15 protein-coding genes are annotated in these 21,599 nt (G+C 62.9%); 5 read left to right on the top strand and 10 right to left on the bottom strand.

All coding sequences use genetic code 11. The annotated features are described in order from the left end of the window. Positions 1 to 107 precede the first annotated feature (107 nt). A complete protein-coding gene (locus FJ942_RS02555; RefSeq protein ID WP_140897235.1) occupies positions 108 to 554 on the top strand; it encodes a TadE/TadG family type IV pilus assembly protein in 447 nt (148 codons plus the stop codon). Beyond that, the gene (locus tag FJ942_RS02550; RefSeq protein WP_140897167.1) at positions 555 to 2,324 is read left to right on the top strand and encodes a TadG family pilus assembly protein; all 1,770 of its coding nucleotides are present in this window, start codon (positions 555 to 557) and stop codon (positions 2,322 to 2,324) included. Between the two features lie 20 nt (positions 2,325 to 2,344). Here FJ942_RS02550 and FJ942_RS02545 read toward each other — a convergent pair whose 3' ends face one another. From FJ942_RS02545 to FJ942_RS02500, 10 genes are all read right to left on the bottom strand, one after another. After that, on the bottom strand, positions 2,345 to 3,979 hold the full coding sequence (locus FJ942_RS02545; RefSeq protein ID WP_140897166.1) for an alpha-glucosidase family protein: 1,635 nt from the start codon (positions 3,977 to 3,979) through the stop codon (positions 2,345 to 2,347). After that, positions 3,972 to 5,975, bottom strand: a complete 2,004-nt coding sequence (gene glgX, locus FJ942_RS02540; protein WP_140897165.1) for a glycogen debranching protein GlgX — start codon at positions 5,973 to 5,975, stop codon at positions 3,972 to 3,974. Before glgX ends, FJ942_RS02545 begins: the two co-directional genes overlap by 8 nt. A 157-nt stretch (positions 5,976 to 6,132) precedes the next feature. After that, entirely contained in the window at positions 6,133 to 7,761 is a 1,629-nt protein-coding gene (locus FJ942_RS02535) for an alpha-D-glucose phosphate-specific phosphoglucomutase (RefSeq protein ID WP_140514918.1), read from the bottom strand. Positions 7,762 to 7,764: 3 nt separating this feature from the next. Continuing rightward, positions 7,765 to 9,210 carry a glycogen synthase GlgA gene (gene glgA / locus FJ942_RS02530; protein WP_140897164.1) on the bottom strand — a complete coding sequence of 482 codons (1,446 nt, stop codon included), beginning with the start codon at positions 9,208 to 9,210 and terminating at the stop codon, positions 7,765 to 7,767. 135 nt (positions 9,211 to 9,345) lie between these two features. Further along, on the bottom strand, positions 9,346 to 10,611 hold the full coding sequence (glgC, locus tag FJ942_RS02525) for a glucose-1-phosphate adenylyltransferase (protein ID WP_140494816.1): 1,266 nt from the start codon (positions 10,609 to 10,611) through the stop codon (positions 9,346 to 9,348). 3 nt (positions 10,612 to 10,614) lie between these two features. After that, the gene (glgB, locus tag FJ942_RS02520; RefSeq protein WP_140494818.1) at positions 10,615 to 12,861 is read right to left on the bottom strand and encodes a 1,4-alpha-glucan branching protein GlgB; all 2,247 of its coding nucleotides are present in this window, start codon (positions 12,859 to 12,861) and stop codon (positions 10,615 to 10,617) included. Between the two features lie 104 nt (positions 12,862 to 12,965). Then, entirely contained in the window at positions 12,966 to 15,434 is a 2,469-nt protein-coding gene (locus FJ942_RS02515; RefSeq protein WP_140897163.1) for a glycogen/starch/alpha-glucan phosphorylase, read from the bottom strand. A gap of 132 nt (positions 15,435 to 15,566) precedes the next feature. Then, positions 15,567 to 16,349 (bottom strand): ATP-binding cassette domain-containing protein, encoded by a 783-nt coding sequence (locus tag FJ942_RS02510; protein ID WP_140495053.1) that lies wholly within the window; start codon positions 16,347 to 16,349, stop codon positions 15,567 to 15,569. Next, positions 16,346 to 17,407: an ABC transporter permease gene (locus tag FJ942_RS02505; RefSeq protein ID WP_140494823.1), complete on the bottom strand. Its 1,062-nt coding sequence runs from the start codon at positions 17,405 to 17,407 to the stop codon at positions 16,346 to 16,348. Before FJ942_RS02505 ends, FJ942_RS02510 begins: the two co-directional genes overlap by 4 nt. Positions 17,408 to 17,563: 156 nt before the next feature. Beyond that, the gene (locus FJ942_RS02500; RefSeq protein WP_181165177.1) at positions 17,564 to 18,580 is read right to left on the bottom strand and encodes a sugar ABC transporter substrate-binding protein; all 1,017 of its coding nucleotides are present in this window, start codon (positions 18,578 to 18,580) and stop codon (positions 17,564 to 17,566) included. A 228-nt stretch (positions 18,581 to 18,808) separates the two neighbouring features. On the opposite strand from FJ942_RS02500, the gene FJ942_RS02495 reads away from it, so the two are divergent. The 3 genes from FJ942_RS02495 to FJ942_RS02485 are packed head-to-tail and all read left to right on the top strand — an operon-like array spanning position 18,809 to position 21,402. Continuing rightward, complete coding sequence (locus tag FJ942_RS02495; protein WP_140728149.1) at positions 18,809 to 20,035, top strand: ROK family protein; 1,227 nt, start codon at positions 18,809 to 18,811, stop codon at positions 20,033 to 20,035. Further along, positions 20,036 to 20,482, top strand: coding sequence for an RbsD/FucU domain-containing protein (locus FJ942_RS02490; protein WP_140494830.1), 447 nt, complete (start codon positions 20,036 to 20,038; stop codon positions 20,480 to 20,482). It abuts the gene before it with no gap. Then, positions 20,479 to 21,402 (top strand): carbohydrate kinase, encoded by a 924-nt coding sequence (locus FJ942_RS02485; protein ID WP_140494831.1) that lies wholly within the window; start codon positions 20,479 to 20,481, stop codon positions 21,400 to 21,402. The genes FJ942_RS02490 and FJ942_RS02485 overlap by 4 nt, the downstream gene beginning before the upstream one ends. Positions 21,403 to 21,599: the final 197 nt, after the last annotated feature.

Below are 21,599 nucleotides of genomic sequence, written 5' to 3'. Positions count from 1 at the left end.
ATCAAAGAAGCCGCGGCTAAATTAGCGTAGCTTTTCAATCATACACACTTCCAGGTTGCGCCTAGAGTTTTCGCTTTTTGCATGCGAACTTTGGCATGCTCGGCGGCATGGTTCAGAACCTCATTCGCCGGATCCAGGGGCGCCGATTCCAGACAGACACTTCGGCAACTTCGGCGGTTGAGTTCGCTCTGCTATCACCGATATTCATCCTTCTCCTGCTCGGAATGGTTGCATACGGTGTCTATTTCGGCGCGGCCAATTCAATACAGCAGATCGCGGCGGACGCCGCCCGGACGGCCATCTCGGGGCTGAACCAGACCGAGCGGCAGACGCTCGTGGCCTCGTTTCTCGCCAATAATGCCGGTGGATATCCCTTCGTCGACGCCAGCAAGCTGACTTATCAGGCCAATGACAGCACGGCGGACGGCAATCAGTTCGTGGTGTCGATCCAGTACGATGCCCGAAACCTGCCGATCTGGAATCTCTTTCCGGGCATAGCCATGCCGGGTACAACGATCAAACGCCAATCAACGATCAGGGTCGGGGGCATCTGAATGCTGCTCTGCGCGCACTTGAAGATTGGCAGGCTTGCACGCCTGATGCTTGGTGACCGGCGAGCGAATTTCACGGTGATGACGGCGTTGAGCGCGCCGGTCGCGCTGGCGCTGGCGGCGGTGGCGATCGACGAGGCCTCCATTTACACCGAGCGCCGAGAAGCACAGGCGATGGTCGACCTGGCAGCGATCACCGCGGCTTCGAACATCAACAACGTCCAGACCGCGGTCTTGACCACGCTCACCGACAACGGGATGCCAGGTGTCGTCGTTCAGGGCTCGGGTCAAACCATTCCCGCGGCGGTGGGCAAAACCGTCGTGACGGTCACGCGGGGCCGATATGCAGGGGCATCCTCGGTCAATGTGGATCAACGCTTCCAAGCAGGCGTAACCCCTTACAACGCGGTTCATGTGACCCTGCGCAAGATCCCCAACCGCTATTTCGCAAGCTCGCTGATCCCAACGCCCATCATCGGCACCGAAGCCACCGCCAGCATGACGCCACAGGCCACTTTCTCGGTCGGATCGAGGTTGCTCAGCGTCAATACCAGCAACAGCCCCATCCTCAACGCGCTTCTCGGCGGCCTCCTAGGCGGTAACATCTCGCTCAGCGTCATGGACTACAACGGATTGATCTCCGCCGATGTCAGCGTGCTTTCCTTCGTCGATGCCCTGGCGGTGCAATTGAACCTGACGGGCGTGACCTATTCGGACGTTCTGGCCTCAAAGGCTACAGTCGGCCAGATCGCCACCGCCATGGCCAATGTTCCCGGGCTCGGCAACACGGCCAAGGTCGCCTTGCAAACCATGGCAAGCAAATCGACCAACACGGTCAAAATTCCGCTCAGCCATCTCATTGACCTCGGCCCCCTCGGCAGACTTGGCCTCGGGCAGAGGCCGGCCGGCCTTGGCGTTGACGCCAGCGCGATGGGAATGCTGATGGCCGCCGCCGAACTGGCAAACGGTTCGAAGCAGATCGACCTCGGTCTCAGCACCGGCATACCGGGGGTGCTGTCGAGCACGCTCGCCATCGCCTTTGGCGAACCGCCGCAATCCTCGCCATGGCTGAAGGTTGGCGAAGTCGGCACCATTGTGCGGACGGCCCAGACCGGTATCAAGCTGGTGGTGAAGATCGGAGCCGGCAACAGCAATGTCGGAGGCGGTATCACCCTGGTGTCGTTCAGTCTGCCTCTGCATGTCGAAGTCGCCTATGCCGAGGCCAAGCTCACCGACATAAGTTGTCCGACAGGCCCCAGCAGCATCAAGGTGACCATCGCCACCCGTCCCGGTATCGTCGAAGGGCATCTCGGCGACAGCAGCAGCGCCGGCTTTGCCGATTTCACCAACAAGGAGACGTTTTCCAACACGGAAATCGCGAGCGTGAAACTTCTGATCATCCCGGTGCTGTCGGTGGTGGGCTCAGCGGCGTTCGACATGGCCAACAACACGCCAACGACGTTGACTTTCAACAAGGCCGATATCGATGCCAAGACGATAAGGACCGCTTACACCCAAAATTTTACCCAGTCGTTGACTACGTCGCTGGTCAGCGATTTGTCGCTGACGGCGAATTTACTCGGTCTGCCGCTGCTGAATCTGAACACGCTGATCGCAACCGTAAGCCCGCCAGTGGTGGCACTTCTGAACAGCGTAACAGCTCCGGTCGACACGTTGCTTACCAATCTGCTCGGAGCTCTTGGCGTGCGTCTCGGTGAAGCCGACGTCCGGGTCACCGGCGCAACGTGCGGACGTGCCGTGCTTGTCCAGTAAGATGGCCGGCACGCGCTGATCTAGGCAAGGTGTCCAAGAAAGCATCCGAGTGTCGGCAGCAAAAGCACGGCTTCTCCGGCGAGCGAGGCATCGCCGCCAAGTTTCGCAACCGCTCCTAAGTCTTGCGGCAGCGGCCAATTGGCCGGTTCCCCGGCGAAATTGAAGGCACAAAGCAGCCTCTCATCGCCATGCTCGCGGACAAAGGCCAGCACGTCGCCTTCGGCGTCGAGAAAGCGGATCGAACCGCCGACCAGCGCCGGATGCCGCTTGCGCAAAGCGAGTGCCGAACGGTAGGCGGAAAGTACCGATTGCTCATCGCCGCTCTGTACATCGACCGCGCGAGCGCGATGGCTTTCCGGCACCGGCAGCCAGGGTTTACCGGTGGAGAAGCCCGCATTATCGGCGCCGGACTCCCAGACCATGGGCGTGCGGCAGCCATCCCTTCCCTTCACACCGGGCCAGAAGCGGATGCCTACCGGATCGCGCAGGTCCTCATAGGCAAGTTCCGCCTCCGGCAAACCGAGTTCCTCGCCCTGGTAGAGGCAGATCGAGCCACGCAGGCAAGAGAGCAGCATGATCGAGAATTTGGCCACCACGTCAGGATCGCCGCCCGGCCGCGTCCAGCGGCTGACATGACGCATGACGTCATGGTTGGAAAACGCCCAGCAGACCCAGCCATCTACGACAGCGTTTTCGAAAGCCTCGACACAGCCGCGCACATGCGCCGCCGAAAATTGCGGGCCAAGCAGATCGAAGGTGTAGCACATCTGCAGCTTGTCGCCGCCGGAGGTGTAGGCGGCCAGCGTCTGTAGGGAGCGCCCCTCATCACCGATTTCGCCGACGGCGGCGCGATCCCCGTACTCGTCGAGCAGCGCCCGAAAGCGCCGCAGGAACGCTAGATTTTCCGGCTGCGTCTTGTCGAACAGGTGCTCCTGGTAGAGGTAGGTGTTGGTCTCGGTGTTGGTGCCTGCAACGCTCGACGCCAAGGGCGGGTTGCTGCGCAGCCAGCGGTCGTGGACGTAGTAGTTGACGGTGTCCAGCCGGAAGCCGCCGACGCCGCGCTCCAACCAGAACCGCACTGTATCCAGGAGCGCGTCCTGGACCTCCGGGTTGTGAAAGTTGAGATCCGGCTGCGAAGCGAGGAAATTGTGCAGATAGTACTGCCGGCGGGTCGCATCCCATTCCCACGAGGGGCCGCCGAAGACCGACAGCCAGTTATTGGGCACACCACCATCCGGTCTGGCGTCGGCCCACACATACCAGTCGGCCTTTGGATTGTCGCGGCTGGCGCGGCTTTCGACGAACCATTCGTGCCTGTCGGAGGAGTGCGACAGCACCTGGTCGATGATGATTTTCAGGCCAAGCCGGTGCGCTTCGGCAACCAGTGTATCGAAATCCTCCAACGTGCCGAACATCGGATCGACGTCGCAATAATCCGACACGTCGTAGCCCATATCGGCCATCGGCGACTTGAAGAAAGGCGACAGCCAGACGGCATCGGCGCCGAGCGAGGCAATGTGGGCGAGCCTTGATGTGATGCCGGCGAGATCGCCGCTGCCGTCGCCGGTCGTGTCCTGGAAGGAACGCGGGTAGACCTGGTAAATGACGCAACCGCGCCACCAGTCGGCCGCTCGCTCGGCATTGTCGTCAGTCATCACGACCCTTTCCCTGTCTGGGCCCTTCCGTCCTGCGCTCGATCATGAAATTCACGCTGCGGCCCGGCAGCGCGCGAGAAAGATCAACTGCTTGCGCTTCGATGGCGGGATGCCATCGGAATCCGTCTCGCGCGGGCAATGTGAAGATGCATTGGCGGCGATCGCCATTGACCATGACGGCAAGCCGGCCATCCACGCCGCCGAGCAGCATGACGAGGCGATGCCGGGCGGGATCGTTCCACTCCGCCTCGCCGAGCAGCGCCCCCGTCTCGGTGAGCCAGGCGACGTCGGCAGTGTCCGACCCGGCCAGCGGCTGGCCGGTGAGGAAATCTGTATTAGAGAGCGCCGGCACCGCGCGGCGCAAGGCGGCCAGTGCACGCGCGTAGCCTTCCAGCGCCTGGTCACGCCCCTTCCAGTCGAGCCAGGTGATGTTGTTGTCCTGCGCATAAGCGTTGTTATTGCCTTGGTGGCTGCGGCTGAATTCGTCGCCGGCCGTCAGCATGATCGTGCCGCGCGAGGCGAACAGCGTGGCGAGCAGCGCACACTGGTCGCTGAAGCGCGCCTTCGCGATTGCCGCGTCGTCCGTCGCGCCCTCGACGCCGTTGTTCCAGGACAGGTTCTCGTTGTGGCCATCGCGATTTTGCTCACCATTGGCCTCGTTATGCTTCTCCTCATAAGCAACGATGTCGGCCAGCGTCATGCCGTCATGGGCCGCGATGAAATTCACCGTGCGGCTGGCGGGCTGGCCGCCCTTGGCGAAAATATCGGACGAACCGGCAAGTCGTGTCGCCAGCGTACCAACCATGCCGGCATCGCCGCGCCAGAAGCGCCTGGCATCGTCGCGATAACGATCGTTCCATTCCAGGAAGCGGGAGGGGAAGTTGCCGAGCTGATAGCCATCGAGACCGATGTCCCAGGGCTCGGCGATCAACACACGGCCGGCCAACAGCGCATCCTCGCGCATCGCCTCCAGCAACGGCGCTTGCGCTTCGAATGTGCCGTTGACGCGCCCCAGCACCGGTGCCAGGTCGAAACGAAAACCGTCGACGCCGGCATGGCGGACAAAATGGCGAAGCGTGTCGAGCACCATTTCCTGCACCGCCGGGTGATCGCAGGCAATCGTGTTGCCGGTACCGGTGTCATTGACCAGCCTGCCATCCGGCTGATGCCGGTAATAAGCCTGATTGTCTAGGCCGCGCAGCGACAATGTCGGACCGAGCCTGTCACTTTCGCCCGTGTGGTTGAAGACGAGGTCGAGAATGGTGCCGATGCCGGCCGCACGCAGCGCGGCAACGGTAACGCGCAATTCGGCTAGGCCGCCAGGGGCCAGGCGCGGGTCTAGTGCCATGAAGGTGACAGGGTTATAACCCCAGGCGTTGCTCAACCCGAGCGGCGGCAGATGCCGCTCGTCGATCGATGCGGTCACCGGCATCAGCTCGACGGCGGAGACGCCGAGCCTTCGCAGGTGCTCGACGATAGCCGGATGAGCAAGCGCGGCGGTCGTGCCGCGCTGTTTTTCCGGCACATCCGGATGCAGCTTGGTGAAGGCGCGCACCGGCACTTCGTAGATCAGGTCGCCGGGACGGAACAGCGGCGGCAGCACAGGCACAGCCGTGGACAAGGCTTTCGCCACCGCCTTGGGCATCAGCGGCGCGGTGTCGGCTCCTTCGTTGCGCCGCGCGGCGAGACGCCAGTGATAGGCATAGGGCCGATCGATCTCGACGGCGTAGGGATCGGTCAGCAGCTTGTCGGGGTCGAACCAAAATCCGCGCTCGGGCGCGTAATCGCCATCGGCGCGAAAGCCGTAGCGGGTGCCCTCGCCGAGGCCGGAGACGAAGAGGCCATGCACGCTGTCGCCTTCCGGTTTCAGCTCCAGCCTGTCGAGTTCGCGCTCACCCTGCTCATCGAAGATCGACACCCAGAGGCGGCGCGCCGACGAGGACCAGGCGGCAAAGCGGATGCCGTCGGGGGTGATGGTGGCGCCTAGTGAGGTCATCGGCGCGTCCTCCACCCTCCCCCTTGTGGGAAGGGTCGCGAACGAAGTGAGCGGGGTGGGGGGTGACGCCGGCAAAGCCCTCTACGAGCACCCCCACCCCGACCCGCTACGCGGATCGACCCTCCCCACAAGGGGGAGGGTGAAGCCACCGCCACGCTCAAGTAATCACGCTCGGCTTGTCGCGGCCGGTATGGCTCCTGATTCCCGCGATGTCATCCGCTGCTGCGATCAGATCGGCGAGCGCCTTCTGCGTATCGAGATCGTGCCTGGCCTTGTCCGGCTCGTAGCGCTCGATGTAGACGCGCAAGGTGGCGCCCGAGGTGCCCGTGCCGGAAAGCCGGAAGACGACGCGCGAGCCGCCTTCGAACAGCACCCTGATGCCTTGATGCTCGCTCACCGAACCGTCGACCGGATCGTGATAGGTGAAGTCGTCGGCATTGGCGATCTTCAGGCCGCGCACGCTGGTGCCCGGCAGCGAGCCAAGCTTTGCGCGCAGTTCATCGACCAGCGCATTGGCGCGCCCGCTCTCGACTTCCTCGTAATCATGGCGCGAATAATAGTTTCGGCCGTAGGTCGCCCAGTGCTCGGTGACGATCTGCTTACAGCTCTCGCCGCGCGCGGCGAGGATGTTGAGCCACAAAAGCACGGCCCACAGGCCGTCCTTCTCGCGCACATGGTTGGAGCCGGTGCCCGCACTTTCCTCGCCGCAGATCGTCGCCATGCCGGCGTCGAGCAAATTGCCGAAGAATTTCCAGCCGGTCGGCGTCTCATACATGCCAATGCCGAGTTTTTCGGCGACGCGGTCGGCGGCCCCACTGGTCGGCATCGAGCGCGCAATGCCCTTCAGGCCTTCCTTGTAGCCCGGCGCCAGGCGGGCGTTGGCGGCAAGCATGGCGACAGAATCCGACGGGGTGACGAAAATGCCCTTGCCGATGATCAAATTGCGGTCGCCGTCACCGTCGGAAGCGGCACCGAAATCCGGGGCGTCCGGTCCCATCATCTCGTCATAGAGATGTTTGGCATGGACCAGGTTCGGATCCGGATGGTGGCCGCCGAAATCCGGCAGCGGCTTGAAGTTGCGGCAGGTGCCGTCGGGCGCGCCAAGCCGGTGTTCGAGGATCTCCTTGGCGTAGGGGCCGGTCACCGCGTGCATGGCGTCGAAGCGCATGCGAAAGCCCGACTTGAACAGTTTGCGCAGCGCGTCGAAATCGAACAGGCTTTCCATCAGCTCGGCATAGTCGACGACCGGATCGATGATCTCGACCGTCATGCCGGCGGCCTTGACCGTGCCGATCGCGTCGATGTCGATCGGATCGATGTCGACGGTCTTGAAGCTGGAGATCGCCTTGGTCCTGGCGAAGATCGCATCGGTCAGCTTTTCCGGCGCCGGGCCGCCATTGCCGGCATTGTACTTGATGCCGAAATCCTCGTGCGGGCCGCCCGGATTGTGGCTGGCCGACAGGATGATGCCGCCGAACGTCTTGTATTTGCGGATGACATGCGAAGCGGCCGGCGTCGACAAGATGCCGCCCTGCCCGACCATCACCTTGCCGAATCCGTTGGCGGCGGCCATGGCGATGGCCTTCTGGATGACCTCGCGATTGTAGAAGCGGCCGTCGCCGCCGATCACCAGGGTCTCGCCCTTGAACCCGTCCAGCGCGTCGAAGATCGACTGGATGAAGTTCTCGGCATAGTGCTCCTGCTGGAATACAGGCACCTTCTTGCGCAGCCCCGAAGTGCCGGGCTTCTGGTCGGAATAGGGTTTGGTGGGAACGGTGCGTATCATGCTTCAAGCAACCCTTTTCGAAAGCAGCAGGCGATAGAGTTTAACGTATTTGTCAGCGCTTCGGTCCCAGGACAGGTCGGTCTTCATGCCCTGGCGCTGGATGGCCTCGAAGATCGCGGGGCTGGCATGGGCCTCGGCCAGGCGGCGGATGGCATGAAGCAGCGCGCCGCCGTCGCTGGGCGCGAACTGGAACCCGGTCGCCACGCCGGCGGCAATCGCCGCCTCGTTGGCGTCGATGATGGTGTCGGCGAGCCCCCCGGTGCGGGCGACCACCGGCACGCAGCCATAGCGCAGGCCATAAAGCTGCGTCAGTCCACAAGGCTCGAAGCGCGACGGGATGACGATGGCGTCGCAGCCGCCCTGCATGACGTGAGACAGGCCTTCGTCATACCCCACGACGACGCCTATGCGGCCGCGGTGGCGTGCGGCGGCGGCGAGCAGCGCGCCTTCGAGGCCGGCATCGCCCGAACCCAGAATAGCCAACCGCGCGCCCGTCGCAACGATGCCGTCGACCGCCGTCGCCAGTATGTCCATGCCCTTCTGCCAGGTCAGGCGGCTAACGACGCAGACGATCGGGCTACCGTCGCGATCGAGCCCGAAACGGCCCTCGACAGCGGCCCTGTTGGGCGCGCGCGCCTTGAGCGAGGCGGCTGTATAGTTCGACACCAGATGCTTGTCGGTCTCCGGGTTCCAGATGGCGGTGTCGATGCCGTTGACGATGCCATAGAGATCGCTGGAGCGCATGTTGATCAGGCCGTCGAGACCCATGCCGAATTCCGGTGAGCGGATTTCCTGCGCATAGGTCGGGCTGACGGTGGTGATTGCCCAGGCAGCCTGCAGGCCGGCCTTGAGGAAGCCGACGCCGCCATAATATTCCACACCGTCAAGCGCCATCGCCGCCGTCGGCAATCCGAGTTCGCCGAAGATGCCGGCGCCGAACTGCCCCTGGAAGGCGAGGTTGTGGACAGTCATCATCGACGGTGTGCCGACCGCCTTGCCATAGCGCATATAGGCCAGCGTCATCGCCGACTGCCAGTCATGGGCATGCACGATATCGGGCATGTAACCGGAGATGGCACCGCCGGCGATGTCGGCGCCGGCCTGGCTGAGCGCTGCGAAACGGCGCCAATTGTCCGGCCAATCGGCACCCGCGGCATTGCCATAAGGACCGCCGGGACGATCGAACAGATGCGGCGCATCGAGCACGAAAAGATCGAGCCCGGCAAGCTGGACAGAATGGACCGAAGCCTTGCCGCCCTGCAGCAGCGGATACTTGTAGACAGACTTTTTTTTCTTGAAGGCGTCCATCACCATGGGAAAACCGGGAATAAGCGTGCGCATGGTCACGCCTTTGGCGGCCAGCGCGACGGGCAGCGCGCCGGTCACATCGGCAAGCCCGCCGGTCTTGATCAGCGGAAATATCTCGGGCGTGACCGACAGAACCTGCATGCGCTTACCGAACCGCTCCTGGTGCATGTAGCCCAAACCGTGCAGCGGTTCTGGGGCAAGGACATGCACAAACCACCCTAAAGTGACAGCTTGTTGATCAACCCGATCGGATTGACAACTTGTTGATCAAACTGATCAGGTTGACAACTTGTTGATCATGTCCTGCGTGATCAGGCAGATGCCCTTTTCCGAAACGCGGAAGCGCTTGGCGTCGAGCACGGGATCCTCACCGACCACCAGCCCTTCCGGTATCCTTACACCGTGGTCGATGACGACGCGCTTCAACGTTGCGTTCCGGCCGACATGGACGTCGGGCAGCATGACGACTTCTTCCAGCGTCGAATAGGAATTGATGCGCGCGCCGGTGAAAATCAGGCTTTTCCTGAGCGTCGCGCCCGAGACGATGCAGTCGCCCGATACCAGCGAGGACACGGCCGAACCGCGCCGTCCATCCTCGTCATGCACGAACTTCGCCGGCGGCTTCAACTCGGCATAGGTCCAGATCGGCCAGTCGCGATCGTAGAGGTCGAGTTCGGGCGTCACGTCGGTCAGGTCGATATTGGCTTCCCAATAGGCATCGACGGTGCCGACATCGCGCCAGTAGGCCTCATTTTCCGCGGTCGAGCGCACGCAGGACTTGGCGAAGCGGTGGGCGATCGCCTTACCGTGCTCGACGATATAGGGGATGATGTCCTTGCCGAAGTCGCGGCTTGAACCGGGCTCGGCCGCATCGCGGCGCAGCTGCTCCATCAGGAACTTGGTCTTGAACACGTAGATGCCCATCGAGGCCAGGGCAAACTCCGGTTTGTCTGGAATGCCGGGAGGGTCGGCCGGCTTTTCGACGAAGGCGATGATGTTGTCCTTGGCATCGACATGCATGACGCCGAAGCCCGTGGCCTCCATGCGCGGCACTTCGAGGCAGCCGACGGTGACATCGGCGCCGGCGTCGACATGCTGGCGCAGCATCAGCTCGTAGTCCATCTTGTAGATGTGATCGCCGGCGAGGATGACCATGTATTCGGGGCCATAGGCCTCGATGATGTCGATGTTCTGGTAGACCGCGTCGGCCGTGCCTTCATACCACTGGGTTTCCGACACGCGCTGGCTGGCCGGCAGGATATCGAAGCTTTCGTTTCGTTCGGGCCGCAGGAAGTTCCAGCCGCGCTGCAAATGGCGGATCAGCGAATGCGCCTTGTATTGGGTTGCAACCCCAAGGCGGCGGATGCCGGAGTTGAGGGCGTTGGAGAGCGCGAAATCGATGATGCGCGTCTTGCCGCCGAAATAGACCGCCGGCTTGGCGCGCCGGTCGGTCAGTTCCTTGAGGCGGCTGCCGCGCCCGCCGGCCAGCACATAGGCCATGGCGTCGCGGGCCAGCGGCTGGGTTCGTTTCGAGTTTGCCATTTTCTACCCTCCCAAGTTACCCGGTCTCGACATGGCTTGTTCCGCGACCAGTTCAAGCATGATCGTCGACAGCGGCGGCAAGAGCATCGTTGCGGAGATGCCCCCTTCCTCCGCCCGCGCTTCGACGGCGCCGCCATTGCCCTTGCCGGATCCGCCATATTCGGAAGCGTCCGTGTTGATGATCTCGCGCCATGTGCCGGCTTTCGGCAGCGGGACGCGGTAGTTGTCGCGCGGCACCGGCGTGAAATTGGAGATGATCGCGACCGGATTGCCTCCCGGCGCGCTGCGCAGCCAGGCGAAGACGGAATTCTGGCTGTCGTCGACGATCAGCCAGGAAAAGCCTTCCGGCTCGCAGTCGCGGCCGTGCAGGGCCGGTCGCGAGCGGTAGAGATAGTTGAGGTCGCGCACCACCTGCCAGACACCGCGATGCGAGCGGAAATCGAGAAGATTCCAGTCGAGCGCGCGCGCCTCGCTCCATTCGCGGCGCTGCGCGAACTCCTGGCCCATGAACAGCAGCTTCTTGCCGGGGTAGCCCCACATGAAAGCGTAGTAGGCGCGCAATGTCGCGAATTTCTGCCAGTCGTCGCCGGCCATCTTGCCAAGCAGCGTGCCTTTGCCGTGCACGACCTCGTCATGCGAGAGCGGCAGCACGAAATTCTCCGAGAAGGCATAGACCAGGCCGAAGGTAAGGTCGTTGTGGTGGTGTTTGCGGAAGATCGGCTCCTTGGAGAAATACTCCAGCGTGTCGTGCATGAAGCCCATGTTCCACTTGAAGCCGAAGCCCAGCCCGCCTTCATGGACCGGAGCCGAGACCTTCGGCCACGAGGTCGATTCCTCGGCGATGGTCATGACGCCCGGATGGTGGCCGTAGAGCTCCTTGTTCATCTTCTGCAGGAAGCTGACCGCCTCGAGGTTCTCGCGGCCGCCCTTCTCGTTAGGAATCCATTCGCCTGCCTTGCGCGAATAATCGAGGTAGAGCATCGAGGCGACCGCGTCGACGCGCAGGCCGTCGACATGATATTTTTCGGCCCAGAACAACGCGTTGTTGACCAGGAACGACACCACCTCGCGGCGGCCGAAATTGTAGATCGCGGTGTTCCAGTCGGGATGAAAGCCCTGGCGCGGATCGGCATGCTCGTAGAGCGCAGTGCCGTCGAAATGGACAAGGCCGTGCTCGTCGACCGGAAAATGCGCCGGCACCCAGTCGAGGATGACGCCGACGCCGGCACGGTGGGCGCCGTCGACAAAGCGGGCAAAGCCGGCCGGGTCGCCAAAGCGCGCCGATGGCGCATAGAGGCCTGTCGTCTGGTAGCCCCAGGAGGGATCATAGGGATGTTCGGAGATCGGCATGAACTCGATGTGGGTGAAGCCGGTCTCGACGACATAGGGGATCAGCCGGTCGGCCAGTTCATCCCATGACAGAAACGTTCCATCGTCGCGAAGCTGCCAGGAGCCGGCATGGACCTCGTAGATGGAGATGGCCTCGCGCCGGGGATCGGCATTGCGCCAGAAACTGCGATGCGCCTCGTCGCCCCATTGATGGGCGGGCGACGCAGCGGTCACCGACGCGGTCGCCGGGCGCAGTTCGGACTTGAAGGCAAACGGATCGGCCTTCAGCGGCAATCTCACGCCATCGGGGCCGATGATCTCGTACTTGTAGGGCCTGCCGGCGCCGATATCGGGGATGAATACCTCCCAGATGCCGGTGTCGCGGCGGTCGCGCATCGAATGGCGGCGACCGTCCCAGTCGTTGAAATCGCCGACCACCGAGACGCGCCTTGCATTGGGGGCCCAGACGGCGAAATGCACTCCGGTGGCGCCTTCGTGCTCGATGACATGCGCGCCGAGCTTGTCGAACAGCCTCAGATGCGAGCCCTCGGCAATGTAGTAATCGTCCATCGGACCGAGCACCGGGCCAAAAGAATAGGGATCCGTCAACCACCAGTCGCCCCCGGCATTCCTGGCGTGATAGCGCAATGGCTGGCGCTTCTTGATCGACAGCTTGCCTTCGAAAAAGCCGCCATCGTCACGCCTGGACAGTTCACCAGCAATCATGCCGGTCAGCGTATAGGCGGTGACGAACTCCGCATGCGGAACGAAACAGCGGGCAAACAGGTTCTTGCCCACCTCATGGACGCCGAGGACCGCAAACGGATTGCCGTGCGTGCCGGCGACAATCGCCGCGACATCGCTGGCCGGGGCCGATCCGTCCGGCCCGCTTGTCGCAGCGGTCGCGCGCGGTTTCCTCATCGGGCAGTGTCCCTCCCCGGGCACCAAATGTTTGTTTTAAGGTATAAATTCGGCGTTTGAACTCACACCCCGGACTACATCGTTCGTGGCCTCATGCAATCACATCAGGCAGGTACGTTCCAGATGTCTTTCGCGTATTGGCGGATCGTGCGATCGGAAGAGAACCAGCCGACGCGCGCGACGTTGCGGATTGCCCTGGCGTACCAGTCCGGACTGTTGCGCCAGACGGCGTCGACGTCTCGCTGGCAAGTGGCATAGGCGTCGAAATCCGCCGCGACCATGAACCAGTCGCTGTCGTAGAGACCATTGATGAGATCGCGGTAGCGGTTGGGATCATCGGGCGAAAAGACGCCCGATGAAACGGCCGCGAGCGCCTGCGACAGTTCGGGCGATGCCTTGATGACGCCACGCGGATCGTAGCCATTGTTGCGGCGCTCGGCGACCTCCGCCGTGGTCAGGCCGAAGATGAAGATGTTGTCGTCGCCGACGCACTCCTTGATTTCGACATTGGCGCCGTCGAGCGTGCCAATGGTCAGCGCGCCGTTCAGCGCGAACTTCATGTTGCCGGTGCCCGAAGCCTCCATGCCGGCGGTCGATATCTGCTCGGAGAGGTCGGCGGCCGGCATCATGATCTCGGCGAGGCTGACATTGTAGTTCGGCACGAACACCACCTTGAGCAAGCCGCGAACGGCCGGATCGCGGTTGATGACCCTGGCAACGTCGTTGGCCAGTTTGATGATCAGCTTGGCATTGTGGTAGCTGGGCGCCGCCTTGCCGCCGAAGAATTTCACGCGCGGCATCCAGTCGCGCTCCGGGTGCGAGCGGATCTGGTCGTAGAGCGCGACCGCCTCGAGGATGTTCAGGAGTTGGCGCTTGTATTCGTGGATGCGCTTGACCTGGATGTCGAACAGCGCCGAGGGATCAAGCCTGATACCGAGCCGGTCGGCGACGAGATTGGCCAACTTCACCTTGTTCTGCCGCTTCACGCCGGCGAATTTTTCGCGGAAAGCGGTATCGTCGGCAAAGGCATCGAGCCCCTTGATGGCCTCGATGTCATCCAGGAAGCGGTCGCCGATCGCCTCGCGGGCGAGTGCGGTCAGACCTGGGTTGCACTGGATCAGCCAGCGCCGCGGCGTGATGCCGTTGGTCTTGTTGTTGATGCGGTCGGGGTAGAGCGTGTGCAGGTCGGCGAATACCGTTTCCTTCATCAGCTCGGTATGCAGCGCCGAGACGCCGTTGATCGAATGCGAACCGACGAAGGCGAGATTGCCCATGCGCACGCGGCGGTCGCCATTCTCCTGGATCAGCGAGATGCGGCTGATCTGCTCGCCGGAGAACTGATTGGTGGCGCGCGCCTCAAGCAGCACCTGCGCGTTGATGGCGTAGACGATCTGCATATGGCGCGGCAAAAGCCGCTCGAACAGCGGCACCGGCCAGCTTTCCAGCGCCTCCGGCAGCAGCGTGTGGTTGGTATAGCCGAAGGTGCGTTTGGTGGTGTCCCAGGCCCGGTCGAAATCCATGCCGTGGACGTCCATCAGGAGGCGCATCAGCTCCGGCACGGCGATCGCCGGATGGGTGTCGTTGAGGTGGATTGCCGCCTTGTCGGGCAGCGACTTCAAGTCGCCATATTGGCTGAGATGCCGCTGCACGATGTCCTGCAAAGAGGCGGTGGAGAAAAAATATTCCTGCCGCAGCCTGAGTTCCTGCCCTGCCATGTGGGAATCGGCGGGATAGAGTACGCGCGACAGCGCGTCGGCCTTGTTGCTTTCGGCGAGTGCGCCGATGTGGTCGCCAGCATTGAACTTGTCGAGCAGAATCGGATCGACCGGCATGCCCGACCAAAGCCGCAAGGTGTTGACGCGGTTCCCCCGCCAGCCCACGACGGGTGTGTCGTAGGCGACGGCCAGCACATGCTCGGTCGGCTTCCAGACATGGCGTTCCAGCCGGCCATCCCTGGTGGTGACCGATTCCACCGAGCCGCCGAACCCGACCTCGAACGACCGTTCGCGGCGTTCGAACTCCCAGGGGTTACCGTGATCGAGCCAAGTCTCGGGCAATTCTACCTGCCAGCCGTCATGTATCTCCTGGCGGAACATGCCGTTGGCGTAGCGGATACCGTAGCCATGCGCGGGAATATCGACGGTGGCCATGCTTTCCATGAAGCAGGCGGCGAGCCGGCCGAGGCCGCCATTGCCAAGTGCTGCATCCGGCTCGAGCGTGGCGATGAGGTCGAGTTCCACACCCAGCGACGACAACGCCTCGCGCATGTTCTCCATCAGGCCGAGATTGGAGAAGGCGTCACGCATCAGGCGGCCGATGAGGAACTCCAGCGAGAGGTAATAGACGCGCTTTTCCTGCTGGGCGTAGGCCTCTTTCGTCGCCTGCATCCAGCGATCGACGATGCGGTCGCGCACGACCTTGATCGAGGCGGTCAGCCAATCGTACTGGGTGGCGACGGTGGTGTCCTTGCCGACCCTGTATTTGAGGGCCATCAAGACTTCCCTTGCGAGCGTCTTGGGGTCGGGATTTTCAAGCAGTGGCGGGAGGGGGGCGGATGTCATCGTGCGCGTCATGCTGCCTCTCGTGCGTTTGCCACGATCATACCGGCTTTCATCATTCATCCCAGCCCATGCTACCGCATTGCAGCAAACGTTCAATCGATTTAAGTAAGCCGGAGGCGACTTACCCAGCGGCAATTTGGCAGTTCAGGCCGCCAGCGCCGCCTCCGGCGGCGTCTTTGCCCCGGTCATGAATGCGACGGCATCGGACATTGTATGTTGTTTGGGATCGATGACGCACAGCCGACGACCCAGCCGATGGATGTGGATGCGGTCTGCCACTTCGAAGACATGCGGCATGTTGTGCGAGATCAGCACGATCGGCAGGCCCCGCTTCTTCACGTCGAGGATGAGTTCCAGCACGCGGCGGCTTTCCTTGACGCCAAGTGCTGCCGTCGGCTCGTCCATGATAACCATCTTGGAGCCGAAAGCGGCGGCGCGCGCCACTGCCACGCCCTGGCGCTGGCCGCCGGATAGCGTCTCCACCGCCTGGCTGATGTTCTGGATGGTCATCAGGCCGAGTTCAGTCAGCTTGTCGCGGGCGCGCTTTTCCATCGCCGGACGGTCGAGCATGCGAAGCCATTGGCCGACAAAGCCGGGCTTGCGGATCTCGCGGCCGAGAAACATGTTGTCGGCGATCGACAGCGCCGGCGACAGCGCCAGGTTCTGGTAGACGGTCTCGATGCCGGCTTCGCGGGCCTCCATGGGCGATTTGAAGGCGACCGGTTTGCCCTCAAGCCGGATTTCGCCTTCATCGGGCACGACAGCGCCTGAAATCGCCTTGATGAGCGACGACTTGCCGGCGCCGTTGTCGCCGATAACAGCGAGGATTTCGCCGGGGTAGAGGTCGAAATCGGCATTGTCCAAGGCGGTGACGCGGCCGTAGCGCTTGACCAGTCCACGAGCGGTGAGGATAGGGTCCTGGGTCATGCCGAAACCTTTCTGATCCATTGATCAACCGCCACTGCGCCGATGATCAGCACGCCGGTGAGCAGCACTTTCCATTGCGGATCGGCGCCCAGCATGTTGAGGCCCATGGAGACGACACCGACGATCATCGCGCCGAACAGCGTGCCGAGGATCGAGCCGCGGCCGCCGAAAAGAGAAATACCGCCGATCACCGTGGCGGTAATCGCCTGCAGATTGTAGTCGGTCACGGCGGCCGACGGCGAGATCGACCCATTGCGACCGATGGAGACCCAGGCGGCGAAAGCGGCGATCAGCCCGGCCAGGGTATAGACCGTCATGAGCACCTTCTTGGTCTGGATACCCGACAGTTTCGCCGCCTCCTGGTCGTCGCCGACAGCGTAGACATGGCGGCCCCATGCCGTGTGATTGAGCACGTACCAGAGGAGCAGCACGAGCGCGACCATCGCAATCACGCCGGCCGTCAGCACAGCGGTGCCGACCTTGAAGCTGAGCGCGAACAGATGCAGCAGCGGCGCCTGAACGTCGACGTCGGTGTCGCGGATCGTCTCATTGGCCGAATAGATGAAGTTCGTCGCCATGACGATGTTCCAGGTGCCGAGCGTCACGATGAATGGCGGCAGTTTCATGTAGGCGACAAGCACCCCGTTGAGCAGCCCGCAGGCAGCACCCGCGGCAAGTCCGATCGCCACGGCAAGGACGCTCGGCAGGCCGTAGCTGACGGCGCAATTGCCCATGATCACAGCCGAAATCACCATGATGACGCCAATCGACAGGTCGATGCCGGCGGTGAGGATGACCAGGGTCTGGGCGGCACCCAGTATGCCGACGATGGCGATCTGCTGCAGGATCAGCGTCAGCGTGTAGGACGAGAAGAAACGCCCGCCAATGGTGAGGCCGAACACGATGATCGCCAGGACCAGAACGATCAGCGGCACCGCGGCTGGCGTCGAATGCAGAAAATGCTGGATGCGTCTGACCGCCGATTTATGCTCGTCAAACGCGGCAACGCTCGTGTCGCTGCCTGAGAGAACCTTCTCGAATTCCTGAGCTTGAGACATGTTTCCTCCCCGTAGGGTATCCGCCACGCGGCGACACCCGTCCACGCTTTTCCGGTCTCCTGCCGGGATTGTTCGCGGTCACGCGACCATCGTCCACCCGAAGCGGCCGGGGATCAAGTCCGGCCGCTCCGTTTTTAGTTGCCAGTCAGACCGGCATCAGCCCCAGCACTTGGCGAGGCCTTCCTTGGTGTCGATGGACTTCACGCCATTGGCCGGCTTGTCGGTCACCAGATTGACGCCGGTGTCGAAGAAGTTCTTGCCTTCGGTCGGCTTCGGCTTGGTGCCGTCCTTGGCGAAGTTGGCGATGGCCTCGATGCCGAGCGCCGCCATCTGCAGCGGATATTGCTGCGATGTCGCGCCGATGACGCCTTCGGCCACCGACTTCACGCCGGGGCAGCCGCCATCAACGGAGACGATCAGCACCTGGCTTTCCAGGCCGACGGCCTTGAGCGCCTGATAGGCGCCGACCGCGGCCGGCTCGTTGATGGTGTGGATGACGTTGATGGTGTTGTCCTTCTGCAGAAGGTTCTCCATCGCCTTGCGGCCGCCCTCCTCATTGCCGTTGGTGACGTCATGGCCGACGATGCGCGCGTCATCCTCGTCGCCGATCTTGTTGGGATCCTTCACGTCGATGCCGTAGCCCATCATGAAGCCCTGGTCGCGCAGCACGTCCACGGTCGGCTGCGAGGGGGTCAGGTCGAGGAAGCCGATCTTGGCGTCCTTGGCCTTGTCGCCGAGCGTCGCGGCGGCCCAGGCGCCGATCAGTTTGCCGGCCTCCAAATTGTCGGTAGCAAAGGTCGCGTCGGCGGCGTCGATCGGATCGAGCGGCGTGTCGAGCGCGATCACCAGCAGGCCGGCATCACGCGCCTTCTTCACCGTCGGCACGATGCCCTTGGTGTCGGACGCGGTGATGAGGATGCCCTTGGCGCCGTCGGCAATGCAGCTCTCGATCGCCGCGACCTGGCTTTCGCTGTCGCCGTCGATCTTGCCGGCATAAGTCTTGAGGTCGACACCAAGCTCCTTGGCCTTGGCGGTCGCACCCTCCTTCATCTTGACGAAGAAGGGATTGGTGTCGGTCTTGGTGATCAAGCAGGCGCCGACACCGGCCGCGGATGCGGACGAGGCGAATGCCATCAGGCCCAGAGCAGCCGCCGCAAAAACGGTGGATTTCAACAGTTTTGTATTGGTCACGATTTCCTCCCAGTGGAACATTTCAGATGCCGGCCAACCGGCACCCCTCCGGCATCCAAGCAACCTCTCCCGGTACGGATGCCTGCCTCAAATGACACCAGACCAATCTCTCTGTCAATAATTAAATCACTCTTATTTATTATTGACAGCCTTGCGCCGTTCGCACATTCTGCCCCAAAAGCATCGAGGGGTAATAACGGGAGGAACAGGGTGGAGACGGCCATTGCCAGGCATGGTTCGCCCGAGGCGAATGAGAGCCTTATTCACCGCGGCACCAACCAGAGCGGCATGCGGGACCACAATGAGCGGCTGGTGCTGTCGCTGGTGCGCCAGCATGGCAGCCTGGCGAAGTCCGACATCGCCCGCATGACCGGACTGTCGGCGCAAACCGTCTCCGTGATCATGCGCGAGCTCGAGGAGGAAAGCCTGTTGCTGCGGCAGGCGCCGCTGCGCGGCAAGATCGGCCAGCCCTCCATCCCCATGGCGCTCAATCCCGAAGGCGCGTTCTTCATCGGCCTGAAGATCGGCCGCCGCAGCGCCGAACTCGTGCTGATCGATTTCCTCGGCAATGTACGTTCGATGCTGCAGCATTCCTACCGCTACCCTGCCCCGCGCGAGACGGTGGAATTCGTCACATCAGGCATGAAGAAGATGCGTGGCGAGCTTTCGCCCGCGCAGGACAAACGCATAGCGGGACTCGGCATCGCCATGCCGTTCGAGCTCTGGAACTGGGCCGATACCGCCGGCGCGCCGCGCGACGTCATGGACGAATGGCGCCATCGCGATATCCGCGCCGACATCCAGGCGCAATGCGATTTTCCGGTCTATCTGCAGAACGACGCCACTTCGGCCTGCGGCGCGGAACTGGTCTTCGGTCAGGCAGGCGCCCCGCGCGATTTCGTCTATTTCTATATCGGCGCCTTTGCCGGCGGCGGCATCGTCCTCAACGGACGGCTCTTTGGCGGCCCGACCGGCAACGCCGGCGCGCTGGGCTCCATGCCGGTGCCCGGACCGGAGGGAAAGCCGACCCAATTGATCGACGTGGCCTCGATCGCCATGCTCGAAAAAGCGCTCAATGCACGTGGCGTCGAGGCGTCGCATCTGTGGACGTCGCCCGAGGACTGGGGCGAGATCGGCGCCGAGCTCGACGACTGGATCACAAACGCCTCGCGGGCGCTCGCCTATGCCATCGTCGCGGCGTCGTCCGTCATCGACTTCGAGGCGGCGGTGATCGACGGCTGGATGCCGACGCAGGTGCGCCGCAGGCTGGTCGACGCCGTCATCGCCACCATCGACACTATCGATGCCGAGGGATTGAAACTGCCAAACGTCCGCGAAGGCACCGTCGGTATTCACGCGCGCGCTCTCGGCGGCGCCAGCCTGCCACTATCCGAGCGCTTCCTGATCGGTTCGACCACGATTTCCAGGAGCATCTGAATGCTGATCGGAATTCCGGCGCTGCTCGGTCCGGAGCTTCTGGCGATCCTGCGTGCGATGGGGCATGGCGACGAAATCGCCCTGGTCGATGGAAACTACCCGGCCGAAGAGCAGGCAAGGCGGCTGGTGCGGGCCGACGGCCACCATCTCATTCCGGTGCTGGACGCCATATTGAGCGTGCTGCCCGTCGATGACGTCGTGCCGGAGGCGCTGTTTCGCGCCTCGGCCAAGGGCGACCCCTCGCTCGCCGATCCCGTGCATCATGAAATCGAAGTGCTGTGTGCAAAACGCGCGCCCGGGCGCAAGGTGGTTGCGCTGGCCGGTGCCGACTTCTATGCACGCGTCAGGGCCGCGCACGCCATCGTCGCGACCAGCGAACCCAGGCTCTACGCCAACATCATCATCCGCAAGGGCGTGATCCATCCGCCGGAGACGACAAGACAATGATCCTTTGCTGCGGCGAGGCCCTGATCGATATGCTGCCGCGCACGACGACGGAGGGAGAACGGGCCTTCGCACCCTATGTCGGCGGCGCGGTGTTCAACACCGCCATTGCGCTCGGCCGGCTGGGCGCTCCTGCCAGCTTCTTCTCGGGCCTGTCGTCGGACCTGTTCGGCGGCCAGCTCCGCGAAGCGCTCGGGGCGAGCAAGGTCAGTTCCACCTATGCGCACACTTCGCCCCGGCCGACGACGCTCGCCTTCGTGCGGCTGAACGATGGCCAGGCAACCTACACTTTCTACGACGAGAACACCGCCGGGCGCATGCTGACCGGCGAGGATCTGCCGCAACTTGGTCCGGAGATCGAGGCCATGCTGTTCGGCGCCATCAGCCTTATTTCGGACCCGGCGGGGGCCGCCTACGAGGAATTGATGAAGCGCGAGCATGGTCGTCGCGTCATGATGCTCGACCCCAACATCCGGCCGAACTTCATCCCGGACAAGGCAAAGCATCTGAAGCGTATCCGCGAGATGATGGCGATGGCCGATATCGTGAAACTCTCGGATGAAGATCTTCACTGGTTCGACGAAGCCGGCTCGCACGAGGACGTCGTGCGCAACTGGCTCGACCGCGGACCCAAGCTGATCGTCGTCACCCATGGCAGCGAAGGCGCCGTCGGCTACACCAGGGACCACACGGTCAGCGTAACGCCGCGAAAAGTCGAGGTGGTCGATACGGTCGGCGCCGGTGATACGTTCAATGCCGGCATCCTCGCCTCGCTGCATGAGCAGGGCCGGCTAACGAAAGCGGCGATTTCAGGCCTTTCCGAGGACGCCATCCGTGCGGCCCTGACACTCGGCGCCAAAGCGGCGGCGGTGACGGTATCGCGGGCCGGCGCCAATCCGCCCTGGCGCCATGAGATCGCCTGAGTGGCGCGCCAGAGGAAACGAATCCAAATTAACAGGTTCCTTGGAACCTTCGCCGGCGCGCTGTTGATGAGGCAGTAAAGAAAACCCGCCTGTGCGGCGGGTCCTTGGCGCAACTCAGCACCATAGGCAGATATGTAGCATAGTTGCCTTCACCCCGTCAAGAAAAAATTCCTATCTTCGGATAGTTGCCGCACTGC

Source organism: Mesorhizobium sp. B2-4-2 (genome assembly GCF_006442845.1).
Lineage (GTDB): Bacteria > Pseudomonadota > Alphaproteobacteria > Rhizobiales > Rhizobiaceae > Mesorhizobium.
Note: the sequence above shows the minus strand (reverse complement) of the source record. Positions and strands in the feature narration are given on the sequence as shown.

Excerpts from the sequence above, each read along its gene's own strand:
- FJ942_RS02545 (WP_140897166.1), bottom strand. The coding sequence starts at position 3,979 with ATGACTGACGACAATGCCGAGCGAGCGGCCGACTGGTGGCGCGGTTGC.
- FJ942_RS02490 (WP_140494830.1), top strand. The coding sequence starts at position 20,036 with ATGCTGATCGGAATTCCGGCGCTGCTCGGTCCGGAGCTTCTGGCGATC.
- FJ942_RS02485 (WP_140494831.1), top strand. The coding sequence starts at position 20,479 with ATGATCCTTTGCTGCGGCGAGGCCCTGATCGATATGCTGCCGCGCACG.
- FJ942_RS02555 (WP_140897235.1), top strand. The coding sequence starts at position 108 with ATGGTTCAGAACCTCATTCGCCGGATCCAGGGGCGCCGATTCCAGACA.
- FJ942_RS02535 (WP_140514918.1), bottom strand. The coding sequence starts at position 7,761 with ATGATACGCACCGTTCCCACCAAACCCTATTCCGACCAGAAGCCCGGC.
- glgA (WP_140897164.1), bottom strand. The coding sequence starts at position 9,210 with ATGCAGGTTCTGTCGGTCACGCCCGAGATATTTCCGCTGATCAAGACC.
- FJ942_RS02515 (WP_140897163.1), bottom strand. The coding sequence starts at position 15,434 with ATGACGCGCACGATGACATCCGCCCCCCTCCCGCCACTGCTTGAAAAT.
- glgX (WP_140897165.1), bottom strand. The coding sequence starts at position 5,975 with ATGACCTCACTAGGCGCCACCATCACCCCCGACGGCATCCGCTTTGCC.
- glgB (WP_140494818.1), bottom strand. The coding sequence starts at position 12,861 with ATGAGGAAACCGCGCGCGACCGCTGCGACAAGCGGGCCGGACGGATCG.
- FJ942_RS02510 (WP_140495053.1), bottom strand. The coding sequence starts at position 16,349 with ATGACCCAGGACCCTATCCTCACCGCTCGTGGACTGGTCAAGCGCTAC.
- FJ942_RS02550 (WP_140897167.1), top strand. The coding sequence starts at position 555 with ATGCTGCTCTGCGCGCACTTGAAGATTGGCAGGCTTGCACGCCTGATG.
- glgC (WP_140494816.1), bottom strand. The coding sequence starts at position 10,611 with ATGGCAAACTCGAAACGAACCCAGCCGCTGGCCCGCGACGCCATGGCC.
- FJ942_RS02505 (WP_140494823.1), bottom strand. The coding sequence starts at position 17,407 with ATGTCTCAAGCTCAGGAATTCGAGAAGGTTCTCTCAGGCAGCGACACG.